Annotated in this window: 9 protein-coding genes and 1 pseudogene; all 10 read left to right on the top strand. The window is 75.5% G+C overall.

The window, feature by feature from the left end; genetic code table 11:
- Positions 1 to 323 precede the first annotated feature (323 nt).
- Positions 324 to 953: a hypothetical protein gene (locus tag TR49_RS10970; protein ID WP_042380276.1), complete on the top strand. Its 630-nt coding sequence runs from the start codon at positions 324 to 326 to the stop codon at positions 951 to 953.
- A complete protein-coding gene (locus TR49_RS10975; RefSeq protein ID WP_084724786.1) occupies positions 943 to 2406 on the top strand; it encodes a TadA family conjugal transfer-associated ATPase in 1464 nt (487 codons plus the stop codon). The genes TR49_RS10970 and TR49_RS10975 overlap by 11 nt, the downstream gene beginning before the upstream one ends.
- Positions 2403 to 3302: a type II secretion system F family protein gene (locus TR49_RS10980; protein WP_042380280.1), complete on the top strand. Its 900-nt coding sequence runs from the start codon at positions 2403 to 2405 to the stop codon at positions 3300 to 3302. The genes TR49_RS10975 and TR49_RS10980 overlap by 4 nt, the downstream gene beginning before the upstream one ends.
- The gene (locus TR49_RS10985) at positions 3299 to 4183 is read left to right on the top strand and encodes a type II secretion system F family protein (RefSeq protein WP_042380281.1); all 885 of its coding nucleotides are present in this window, start codon (positions 3299 to 3301) and stop codon (positions 4181 to 4183) included. Before TR49_RS10980 ends, TR49_RS10985 begins: the two co-directional genes overlap by 4 nt.
- Before the next feature lie 18 nt (positions 4184 to 4201).
- Complete coding sequence (locus TR49_RS44960; protein WP_052434189.1) at positions 4202 to 4438, top strand: hypothetical protein; 237 nt, start codon at positions 4202 to 4204, stop codon at positions 4436 to 4438.
- Positions 4435 to 4827 carry a TadE/TadG family type IV pilus assembly protein gene (locus TR49_RS44965; RefSeq protein ID WP_268874074.1) on the top strand — a complete coding sequence of 131 codons (393 nt, stop codon included), beginning with the start codon at positions 4435 to 4437 and terminating at the stop codon, positions 4825 to 4827. The genes TR49_RS44960 and TR49_RS44965 overlap by 4 nt, the downstream gene beginning before the upstream one ends.
- Complete coding sequence (locus tag TR49_RS39865; protein ID WP_052434191.1) at positions 4824 to 5285, top strand: TadE family protein; 462 nt, start codon at positions 4824 to 4826, stop codon at positions 5283 to 5285. The genes TR49_RS44965 and TR49_RS39865 overlap by 4 nt, the downstream gene beginning before the upstream one ends.
- 29 nt (positions 5286 to 5314) lie before the next feature.
- Complete coding sequence (locus TR49_RS11000; RefSeq protein ID WP_052434192.1) at positions 5315 to 5725, top strand: hypothetical protein; 411 nt, start codon at positions 5315 to 5317, stop codon at positions 5723 to 5725.
- Between the two features lie 3 nt (positions 5726 to 5728).
- Entirely contained in the window at positions 5729 to 10144 is a 4416-nt protein-coding gene (locus tag TR49_RS11005; protein WP_042380285.1) for a LysM peptidoglycan-binding domain-containing protein, read from the top strand.
- 60 nt (positions 10145 to 10204) lie between these two features.
- Positions 10205 to 11657 (top strand): annotated as a pseudogene (locus TR49_RS43705) (hypothetical protein); the annotation flags it as partial.

Genomic DNA, 11657 nt, shown 5'->3' on the forward strand with positions numbered 1-11657 from the left:
TGGGTCGATCGGCACCCATCTGGCCCGACCGCGCCTCGCAGCCTCCGGCGGCGGCACACGCGGCCGGTGCCGGCCGGCAAGGCCGTGTTCCGCTGGATGCCGAGGCGACTCCCGGTTCCTCGTGGGTGACTGACAGGACGGCGGCTGCGCCCCTGTGGCCGGGCAGAACCCCGCACCACGAGCCTGCGGCCGCCTGGCCGACCGGGCAAGGCCACGTGTCCGACCCCGCTGAGCCTGCGTCGGGCGCGCCCGTGGGGGCAGGCCACGGTTCGGAGCCTCCCGCCGGGGCGCGTGGCGCGCAGCAGTTCGCCGATGTGGGGCCTGTGCCGTCCTGGTTGGGCCACGCGGCGGAGCAGTTCGTCGCCGGCCCGGATCCGGAGCTGCGACCGGGGTCCGCGCACGTGGAGCCGGTGGGGCCGGTGCCGCAGCCGTGGTGGCAGGGGGAGACACGGCCGTCGGCGTCCGCCGACCCCTACGGGCCGCACCGCGAGGCCGAGCCGCCGCAGGCGGGCCTGCCGGATCCCGCGGTGCGTCCGTGGTCGGCGACTCCTGCGGCGTCGGGGCCGGAGGGCGGGGCCGGTGGCTCCGCGGGCGCGCCGTGGTCGCTGCGGGAAGTGCTGGACCTCGCCGCCGCCGCGGAGTTGGGGGCGCGGCAGCCCGCGCCCAGTGGTCCCGCACAGTCGCCGATCGGGCCGGTGACGCCCGGTCAGGCGGCGCGGTTGCAGTCCGTGCATCTGGAGCAGGCGACCATGCCGCACCCGCAACCCACCGCGGTCGACACCGCGGGGAACCCCTTCAACCCGCCGAGCATGGTCGCGATGCCGCCGCTCGCCGACCACGCGCCGCGCCCGCCCGCGCCGGAGGAGATCCGGCCGCCGGACGGCGAGCACGCGGGCGCGGGCGGGCACCTGGACGGGAACGGCGAGGCGGGGGAGGTCGCACGTGTCCGTTGAGCCGATGGACCGGCTGGCGGCCCCGCTGGTCGTCGACGCGAAGGTCGCGCGCGAGCTGAAGCGGCAGGTCGCCGCCGACCTGTACGAGCAGCTCAGCAACGCGCCCGCAGGCCCCGCCGACGCCGCCGGGCGGCGGCAGCGCGGGCGGGCGCTGATCGAGGACGCCGTGGCGCGCTGGTCGGACGCGTACGCCGTCGCCCACGGCGTCACCCCGACCAGAGAGCAGGACCGGGCGCTCGCGGAGGTCGTCTTCGACCTGCTCTTCCGTGCCGGACGGCTGCAGCCCTACCTGGACGACCCCGACATCGAGAACATCCTCATCAACGGCTGCGACGACGTCTGGATCTCCAAGGCGAACCAGCCGCTGCGGCAGGTGCCGCCCGTCGCCGATACCGACGAGGAGCTCGTCGAGCTGCTCCAGGACCTGGCGCGCCGTCACGGCGGGGGCGAGCGCAGCCTCTCCGTCGCGAGCCCGATGCTGGCGCTGCGCCTGGAGGGCGGGATGCGGCTGCAGGCGATGACGCACGTGACGCCGCGCCCGTACGTCGCGATCCGCCGCCACCGCGTGCAGAACGCCACCCTGGGCGACCTCGTCCAGCTCGGCACGGTCGACTCGACGGTCGCCTCGTTCCTGGCCGCCGCGATCCGCGCGCGCAAGAACGTGATGATCACCGGCACCCAGGGCGTCGGCAAGACCAGCCTGCTGCGCGCGATGGCGGGCGAGATCCCGCCGGACGAGCGCGTCGGCACGCTGGAGTCGGAGTTCGAACTGTGGCTGCACACCCTCGGGCACCTGCGCCAGGTGGTGCCGATGGAGGCGCGCGAGGGCAACGGCGAACGCGTCGACGGCCGTCTCGCGGGAGAGCTGACCATCGGTGAGCTGATCCCGGCCGCGCTGCGGATGACGCTGAACCGGATCATCGTCGGCGAGGTCCGCTCCGCCGAGGTCGTCCCGATGCTGCGGGTGATGACCAACGGCGAGGGCGGCTCGATGTGCACGCTCCACGCCCGCACCCCGCACATGGTCGTCGACCGCATCGCCGAACTGTGCCTGGAGTACGGCGCGCAGATGACCGACCAGCTCGCGCACCGGCTCACCGCCAACGCGCTCGACTTCGTCGTGCACGTCACCATGATCGACGAGACCGGCATCGGTGGACGCCGCCACCGGTTCGTCTCGCACGTCCTGGAGGTCGCGGGGCTCGGCGAGCAGGGACGTCCGGCGCTCAACACGGTCTTCGGACCGCGCAAGGGCGGCGTCGACGCGCAGGGCCGGCAGGTGTGGCCGGAGCCGCGCGCGGTCCCGCAGACGCCCCCGGCCTGCCTGGACGACCTGCGCCGCGTCGGCTTCGACGCCGCGCTGCTGCGCAACCCCTACGGGACCTGGGCCGCCCCGCTCGGCCTGCGGGTCAACGGCGGGGACGACGAGCAGGGCGTCGGAGGTGTCGCATGACCCAGCTTCTCTACGCCGGATGCGGTGCGCTGCTGCTGGGCGGCGTGGTCGCCTTCGTGTTCTTCGCGCGCGGCGGGGACGAGGGCGCCGGGCGCGCGCCGCGCCGTTCCGTGCGGCTGTCCCGGGCCGCGCAGGAGCAGCGGCGGCTGCAGATCGTCCTCGCCGTCGTCGGCGGCGTCCTCGGCTGGCTGCTCAGCGGATACGTGGTGTCGCTGCTGATCGTGCCGCTGCTCGTCTTCGGCCTGCCGTGGTTCCTGCGGGCCACCATGACGCAGAACCAGGGCATCGACCGGCTGGAGGCGCTGGCCGAGTGGACCCAGCGCCTCTCGGACGTGCTGCTGCTCGGGCTCGGCGTGGAGCAGGCCCTGGTCAGCAGTCTGCGCACGGCCCCGGCCGCGATCGAGGCCGACGTCTCCGAGCTCGTGGGCCGGATCCAGTCCCGGATGAACCCCGAGGAGGCGCTGCGCCTGTTCGGGGACCGTCTCGGCGACGCCACCGCCGACAAGGTGCTGGCCACGCTGCTGCTGCGGATCAGCGACCGCGGCCCCGGACTGGCCCGCGCCCTCGCGGACACCGCCGACTCGGTGCGCGAGGAGGTGCGCCAGCGCCGCGTCATCGAGGCGGACCGGGCCAGGCACCGGGCGACGATCCGCTGGCTGGTGCTGGTCATGGTCGGCGCCTCGGGCGTCATCGCCCTCAACCCGTCCTATGCGGCCCCTTACGCCACGCCGCTCGGGCAGGTCGTGCTCGCCGTCGTGGTGCTGGCGCTGGTCGCCGTCGTGGCCTGGATGGCGTCGATGGCCACCCACCGGCCGGTGCCGCGCTTCCTGGAGGCCGACCGGCGCTCGCGAGTCCGTGCCGCAGGGCCGACCGCAGCGCAGGAGGAGGAGAGTTGATCACCTGGTTGGTGCTGACGGGTGGGTTCGCCGGGCTCGGCGTCGCCCTTCTCGTCGCCGAACTGCGACCCGCCCCACCGCAGTTGGGGGCGGCGCTGGAACGGCTGCACCCCGAGCCCGTGCTGCCCGGCGAGGCCGTCACCGGCGACCCGACCGCCGACGGGTTCTACGAGGCGGTCGGGGCCCGGCTGCGCGGCGTGCCCGGCGTCGTCGTGCCGCGGCGCGAACTGGCGCTGGTCGGGCGGACCGCCGAACGGCACCTGGCACAGAAACTGATCAGCGCCCTCTTCGGCCTGGTGGCCTTCCCCTACGTCACCTTCATGGCCTCGCTCGCCGGCGTCTCGCTCCCGGTGCTGGTGCCCGCGATCTGCTCGCTGGCCCTGGCCGCGCTGATGTGGTTCCTGCCCGACCTGCTGCTGCGCGCCCAGGCCGAGGAGGCCCGGGTGGACTACCTCCACGCAGTGGCCGCCTACCTGGAGTTGGTGGCGCTGGAACGGGCGGCCGACCGCGGTCCCGCCGAGGCGCTGCTGTGCGCCGCCCGGGTCGGCAACGGTCCCGTGCTGCGCCGCATCGAGGCCGCCCTCGACCGCGCCGCCCTCGACCGCCGACCGCCCTGGGACGGGCTGGCCGACCTGGCCGAGGAGCTGGGCCTGACTCCCCTTCAGGACCTGGCCGACACCATGCGGCTCGCCGGCACCGACGGCGCCGCCGTCTACAAGACCCTCCGCGCGCGGGCCGCGAACCTGCGCTCGGAGCTGCTCTCCGACGAGTTGGCCAGGGCCAACGTGGTGAGCGAACGCATGGTGCTGCCCGGAACGGCGCTGGTGATGGTCTTCACCGTGCTCGTCGGATTCCCGGCAGTCTCCCGGATGATGCAATGACCGAAGGAGTGGTGACAGATGTTCCGTGGACGACGCGTACCGGACGAACTGCTGCCGGTGCTCATGGTGTGGACGTGGGCCGGAGCCCGCGCGGAGCGGGTCAGGGCCCGGGCACGGGAGGTGCACAGCACACGCGACCTGGGCGCGCTGAGCTTCGAACTGGTGGCCCTGGCCATCGGACTGATCGCGGTGGCGGGCGCCCTGATCGTCGTCCTCACCAAGGTGGTCAAGACGAAGGCGAACACGATCCACTGACCCCCCGCGACCGCGGCTCGCTCTCCGTCGAGCTGGTCGCGCTCTTCGGGGTGCTGCTGCTGCTCGTGATGCTCGTGGTGCAGGCGTCGTCCTGGTGGTTCGACCGCCAGGTCGCGCTCGGGGCCGCGCGCGAGGGGGCGTCCGTCGCCGCCGACACCCAGTCCGGCGGCAAGGACCCGGTGCAGGTCGCGTACGCCTTCCTGCAGCGCGGCGGCTGGCTGGTGGAGGACCCGCACGTCGACCCGCCGGTCCAGGACGACGCGGTCCACACGGTCACCGTGACGGTCCACGTCCGGGTGCGCTCCGTGCTGGGCACCCTGTTCGACGGGCCGGAGATCACGGTGCCGGTCACCGTGCCGGTCGAACGGTTCGTGGGGGCGGGCGGATGAGCGACCTGGGGAGGCGCGGGGAGGAGCGGGAGCGGGGTGGCGACGAAGCCGGCTCGCTGTCGCTGGAGACGGTGGTGGTGCTGCCGGTCATCCTCGCCTTCTTCGCCTTCGTGGTCGCCGCCGGGACGCTCCAGGACGACCACGGCACCATGGACGCGGCCGTCCAGGCCGCCGCCCGGTCGGGGTCGCTCACCAGGGACCCCAGCCAGGTCCAGCAGAACGTGACCGCGGCGGCCGACGTGGTCTTCAAGCAGGGGGGATTGTCGGAGTGCATGGGGACGGTGGGCGTGGCCTTCAACGGGGTCGGTGCGGCCCCGCCGAAACCTCCGGCCGGCTACTACAACGTCGTGAAGGCCGAGGGGACCTGCACGGTGCGGATCAACTTCGGCCTGCTGACCCTGAGCAGGAAGGTGACCGGCGAGTTCACCTCCGTCGTGGACACCTACCGGGGCCGGTGATGAGGCTGCCCGGGCACCGGACGGGGGACGTGGGCGACCAGGGGTCGATCTCGTTCTTCGTCGTCGGCTGCGTCATCGGCTTCTTCGCGCTCGCAGGCCTCACCTTCGACGGCGGCGGCAAGGTCCACGAGGGCGAACGCGCCGACGCAGTGGCGCGCGAGGCCGCGCGCGCCGCCTGCGAACAGGTCGACCAGCGGGCCGTGCTGAGCGGCGTCTACCGTCTCAACCGGACCTGGGCCCGGCAGGCGGGCGCGAAGTACGCCAGCTCTGCGAACATGACCGGGTACACCCTGTCCTTCCCCCAGCGCGACGTCTGCAAGGTGACGCTGAAGGCGGACTACCGAACGCAGCTGCTCGACCTGATCGGCATCACCGACCTGCCCGTCACCGGCAGCGGACAGGCCAGATTCGTCTACGGCGTCACCGGCATCGAGGGGTGAGAGATGGTGCGCACGTTCCTCCGCGCGCTCTGCGCGTTCGTCACACTGCTCGCCCTGCTCGTCGGCCTGCCCGCCGCGCTCGGCTACGGCACCTGGGCCATCGGGCTCCAGGCACGGCCGCACGAGACCTCGCTGACGCAGCTGCTGACCACGCCGGACAACGGCAACCTCTTCCTGTGGGCGCTGGTCGTCGTCGGCTGGGCGGCATGGCTCGCCTTCGCCCTCTCCGTGGTCGTTGAGATCCCGGCGCAACTGCGCGGCCGGGTGCCCCGGCGGCTGCCGGCGCTCGGCTGGAGTCAACGGCTGGCCGGCGGCCTGGTCGGCGCCATCCTCGCGATCCTGCCGATGGCGGGCGGCGCCCTCGCCGCGACGGGCGCGCCCGCGCCCCGACTGGCCGTCAGCGCACCCGCCACCCCGGATCGCGCCCCCGCCCAGGCGACGGACGAGGCCACGCCGACGGCCGCGCCCGTCCACGCCGCCCCGCAGTCGCAGCACCCGCACTACTTCGTCCGCGCGACCCGTCCCGCGGACACGCTGTGGGGCATCGCCGAGCGGACCCTCGGCGCGGGCGAGCGGTGGCACGAGATCGCCGCGCTCAACGAGGGCCGGGTCATGGACGCCCAGCACCGGGTCTTCGACGCCGAGCGACCGCTGCAGCCCGGCTGGAAGCTGCTGCTCCCGCGCGACGCGCACGTCGCGGCGTCGCCGGCCGCGTCCGCGACCTCGCCCGTGTCCGATGCCGAGTCCGCGTCGACGTCGACGTCGACTTCAGGCTCGACGGCCGCGCCCCCGGCCTCCGCGCACCGTGACGCCGAAGTGACGGTCCGTCCCGGCGACACGCTCTCCGGGATCGCCGAACGGGAGCTGGGCAGCGCCGGGGACTGGCCGGAGCTCTTCGACGCCAACCGCGGTGTGGCCGCGCCGGACGGCGTGAAGCTCACCGACCCGAACCTGATCGAGCCCGGCATGCGGCTCACCGTCCCGAGCCCGCACGGCTCGCAGCCACCGGCGCACAAGCCCACGCCCACCCCCGCGCCGCCTTCGCACGGCCGGAGCCCGAGTCCCGCCCCCGCGCCCGGCGCATCCCACAGCCCGAGCGCCGCACCGACGTCGGGCGGAGGCGTGTTCACCCACGGCCACGGCGGCAGCCCGACCCCGCAGTCCCCGTCGAGTGCGCCTGCTCCCGCCCACACGCCGGTACCGGCGCCCGCCTCCGCCGCGCCGACGCACGGAGGGCACCAGTCCGCGGCGCAGTTCACCGTCGCCGCAGGAACGAGCGTGCTCGGCGCGGTGCTCCTCGGCACCGTCGCCCTGCGCCGCTCCCGCCGACGGGCGGTGACGCCGCGCCAGGCGCCGCAGCACCGTGCCTCCGGTCGGCCGCCGAAGCCCCCGCAGCTGCCGGAATCGCTCCGGACACCGATCGAGCCACCCCTCGAACCCGCCGTCGCGGCGCTCCCGCCCGTGCCCACGCCTCCGCTGCCGCCCCTGTCCGTGCCCGCGCCTGTCGTCTCCGGTCGGCACGTGCCGACCCAGTCGCCCCCCGGGACGGGAATCCCACCGGTCGCCCAGCAGTCCGTGCGCGACCTCGACCTGCTCGGGCGCGCCCTGCGCAGCATGGCCCGCAACGTCGCGAGAGAGGGGCGGCGCCTGCCCCCGATCAACGTCGCGCGGGTCACCCCGGCCCACACCGTGGAGCTGCACCTGATCGCCCCCTCGCCGCCGGTCGCCCCGTTCCGCGCCGCGCACGCGTCCACGGTGTGGTGGTGCACGCCCGATGCCCCGGGCCTGCTCGGCCCGGAGGCGGCGGCCGTCGTCCCCTCGCCCTACCCCGCGCTGGTCAGCCTCGGCGAGACCGCCGACGGGGCGACCGTCCTGGTCGACCTCGAGGCGATCCGCCTGCTCCACGTCTCCGGCGAGCCCCACGACATCGCGCAGGTGCTGCGAACGCTCGCGCTGGAGCTGACCTTCACCCCGCTCGCCGACCGCGTCGGCGTCCACGTCGTCGGTGTGGCGCAGGAACTCGCGGCCGTCGCCGACGACCGGCTCGTCGTCCACCCCAACCTCGAACACGCCGTCGCCGCGCTGCAGCGTCGCGACGCGGCCGTGCGCAACGCGCTCGTCCAGGCGGGCGCGGCGACCCCACGCGAGGCCCGCAGCCGCGGCCTCGGCGGCGACGAGTGGGCCCCCGAGGTCGTCCTCTGCGCCGGCTATCCGACGGGCGACCTGCCGGAGGCCCTGGGCCGCCTGCTCGACGCCCGCCCCCGCGGCAGCGTCGCCGTCATCACCGCGGCGCCCCCGCAGGGCAGCGGCCCGGTCGCCCGCTGGACGCTCCCCGCGTCGGGTCACGGCGTCGTGCCAGGGCTGGAGATGGACATCCAGCTCCAGCGCCTCGACGACGAGACCTACCACCACTGGCTCCGCCTCCTCGGCGCGGACCTCGTCCAGCCGACCGACTCCGCCCCGCCCCCGTCCATGCCGTGGTCGGAGGCGACCCCGCTCCACGATCCGTCGCGCCACCCGTCCTCCCGCTTCCCCGAGCCGGGCGAATGGCCGCCGGCGCGGGCCTCCGGCCGCGTCGCGGCCGATGAGCCGCTGCGGGGCTCGTTCGGCACGCCACAGGCGGCGCAGCCGACGCCGACCGGCGAGACGGGTTCGCGCCGCCTTCCCGCGCCCGGGGCGCAACAGGCTCCACAGCGAGCCTCGGGCGAGGCGGCGGAGTGGCCGTCGCCCGCACCCGGTCGCGGAGCGCAGCCGAGTGCGTTCCCGGGCGCCGCCGGGGCCGTCGCTGGTCCGCAGAGCGGATCGCCCCTGTCCGGGGACTCCGGTCTCGCCTCCCGCTTTCCTGCTCCCGGTTCGGGCCTTCCCACATCCCCCTCCCGCGTCCCCGCCCGGGGACCGCAGCACGCGTCCGGCGCTCCTGCGTCGGGGCCGGGCGAAGCGCCGCCCGAGGCCTCGCGCTTCCCCGCGCCGGGCGGCCCGCGTGCGGTGGTGCCGCTGTCCGGCTCGGCGCAGCCCGGGCGGCCCGGCTTGCCCGTTGGACCGGCTGACGACGGCCGCTTCTCGGCCACCGGCGCTGTGCCGGGCGTCGGCGAAGTGCCGCCCGAGGTCTCGCGCTTCCCTGCGCCCGGTGGCCCGCGTGCGGTGGTGCCGCTGTCCGGCTCGGCGCAGCCCGGGCGGCCCGGGCGGCCCGGCTTGCCCGCTGGACCGGCTCAGGACGGCCGCTTCTCGGCCACTGGCGCTGTGCCGGGCGTCGGCGAAGTACCGCCCGAGGCCTCGCGCTTCCCTGCGCCCGGTGGCCCGCGTGCGGTGGTGCCGCTGTCCGGCTCGGCGCAGCCCGGGCGGCCCTCGCCCAGCCCGGACTGGTCACGTCGGCAGGACGCGGGCGCAAGCGCGCCTGCGCCGGGCGCAGATGAAGTGCCGCCCCAGGCGTCGCGGTTCGCTGCGCACGGGGGCCTGCGCCCGGTGGCCCCACCATCCGGTCCGCCGCAGGCCTCGCGGTTCCCTGCGCCCGACGTCCCGCACTCCGCGGAACCGCCGTCAGGTGCCGCGCAGGGCGATCGCCGTCCCGTCAGCGGCCTTGTGCCCGGCGCGGGTGAAGTGTCGTCGCAGGCCTCGGGGTTCGGCCCGGCAGCGCCCATGCTGCCGACACCCGCCCAGCTCGGCCCGGACCCGCGCGTCGCCGTGCAGGCCTCGTCGGTGCAGCCCACGGATCCGTGGATCCTCACGCTGCTCGGGGCTCCGCCCGCGGGGGCGGAGCCCGGTGAGGCGCAGTTGCGGGTGTTGGGGCCGGTGGAGCTGGTCGGGGCGATGGGGCCGGTCGAGGCCGCATGGCGGGCCGGGCTGCTTGAGGTGGCCGCCAGGCGCGAACTCGGGCCGGCTCAGGGGGCGTACGTGTCCGCGGACGCGATCGGGCGGCTGCGGGAGTGGCTGGGCGACGGGCCGGGCGGACGGCCCGTCAATCTGCGCTGCGACTGGGACGACTTCGAGGCCCTCCGCGCCCGCGGACTCGCCGACTCGGGCGCCAACGGCGACATCGCGCTGGCCCGGGCGCTCGCGCTCGTGCGCGGGGCGCCGTTCGCCGAGGCCGCCTACCCGTGGGCGGAACCGCTGCGGGCCGGGATGACCGACGCCGTCGTTGATGTCGCCCACGAGTTGACCCTGCGTCGCCTCCGTGCGCGCGACCACCAGGGCGCGGACGCGGCCGCCCGCCGCGGTCTCGTCGCCGAGCCGGACGCGGAGTTGCTGTTGCGCGACCTCGTGCTGGTGCACGCGGATTCCGGAGACGGCCCACAACTCCAGCGCACGGTCGCCCGATTGGAGACGAAGTCGGCCCGGACCGGCCTCCCGCCGGAGCCCGAGACGGCGGCGCTGCTCGACGAGCTGAGGTCCGCGGAGATCGATCCCCTCTCGCGCCGGTAGGGTGGCGGGGACCGGACGGAAACCGAGGCGTCCGGTCCCAGCGACGAGTGCGGGGTGCAGATGAGCGGGGGAGACGGGCTGCGTGGGCGCGTTCTCGTCATCGACGGGGGCAGCGGCCGCGCCGCACGGCGGTTTCCTCCGCGCGAGGGGCGGCCCGCCCCGGGCCTGACCCGCATCCTCGCGTCGATAGCGCCACAGGTGCTGCTCGCGGCCGACGGCGTCGACAGCGTACTGCTGCCCTCCGCCGTGGACACGGACACGATCCGCGACCATCTGCGCGCCGCGGCCCGTCACCCGGGCCCGCTGCTCGTGCACATCGGCGGACACCTGGTCCGTGACCGCCGCACCGGCTCCCTCTCCGTCGAGCTGGACCAGAGCCGTCTGCCCTGGCGCGCACTGGAGGAGGAACTGCGGCTGCGCCCCGCGCAGTTCGGCACCCTCGTTATCGGCGACCTCAGCGCCGACGCGGACGCGCTGCCCCAACTGCGGATACTGCCCTCACCGCTGGGCACGGGCCTGCCGCTGTGGGCTGCGGTGAGCCCGGACCCGCAGCAGGTCGGCACCTTCACCCGCGCGCTCGTCGAAGCCCTGCACGGCGGACGCCCCGGCGCGGGCGAGCGGTTGACGCCGGAACAGTTGCAGCAGCAGGTCCACACGGTGCTGCGCCCGGAGACGCAGATCGTCGTCTCGCACGCGCCGGGCTGGCAGGTCTTCCGCAACACCTCGCGCCGCCTGGCCTCGACGCTCGTCGAGGCCCAGCTGCCGTCGGGGGAGCCTGCGGCACCGCCCGAGCAGGCGGTCGCGACCGCGCCTCAGGCGACCGTTCCGCAGCAGTCGGCACCGGCACCGGCGCCGGCATCCGTGCCCGTCGTGGCGCAGCGGTCCCCGGAGACCGTGACCGTGGAGCTGCCCTTGACCGGCGCGCTGATCGCGCCGCCGCCGATGCCCCGCATGGACCTGCCGCCGGACGTCACGCCGTACGACATGCCGCCGCTGCCGCCGCATCCGCCCACGGTCCACCTCGGCGAGGTCCGCCCGTCGGCGCCGGACGACATCGCCCCGTACCGGGAGGCCATCAGCGGCATCGTGGCCGCGGCGGACGCCGGCGAGCACGCCCGCGCCGTCCGTGACTCCATCGCGCTCGAACGCACCGCCGTGCACGAGCACGGCACCGACAGCGAGCCGGTGCTGAAGCTGCGTCAGGTCCGCGCACACGTCACCCGCCTCGCGGGCCTCCAGCGGGAGGCCGCGCTCCTCTACCGCGACGTCGCACTGAGCCTGCTGGACACGCGCGGCGCGGACGACGTGGAGACCCGCCAGGCCGCGGCGAACGCGGAGGCGTGCTGGCGCGCCATCGAGGACGACGCGGACGCGCGCCGCCTCGGCCCGGACATCCTCCGCCTGCGCCAGGCCCTCCCGGACACCCGCCGCCTCGCCGCCGTCGAACGCCACCTGTCCCGCCTGCGCGGCGAACCCACCCGGACCCCCGAGGACACCCTGCCCCTGACCTCGA

This window comes from Streptacidiphilus melanogenes, assembly GCF_000787835.1.
GTDB classification, from domain to species: Bacteria; Actinomycetota; Actinomycetes; order Streptomycetales; family Streptomycetaceae; genus Streptacidiphilus; species Streptacidiphilus melanogenes.

Bases quoted from the DNA above. Each gene is read 5' to 3' on its own strand.
- TR49_RS11005 (WP_042380285.1), top strand. From the start codon at position 5,729: ATGGTGCGCACGTTCCTCCGCGCGCTCTGCGCGTTCGTCACACTGCTC.
- TR49_RS10980 (WP_042380280.1), top strand. From the start codon at position 2,403: ATGACCCAGCTTCTCTACGCCGGATGCGGTGCGCTGCTGCTGGGCGGC.
- TR49_RS44960 (WP_052434189.1), top strand. From the start codon at position 4,202: ATGTTCCGTGGACGACGCGTACCGGACGAACTGCTGCCGGTGCTCATG.
- TR49_RS39865 (WP_052434191.1), top strand. From the start codon at position 4,824: ATGAGCGACCTGGGGAGGCGCGGGGAGGAGCGGGAGCGGGGTGGCGAC.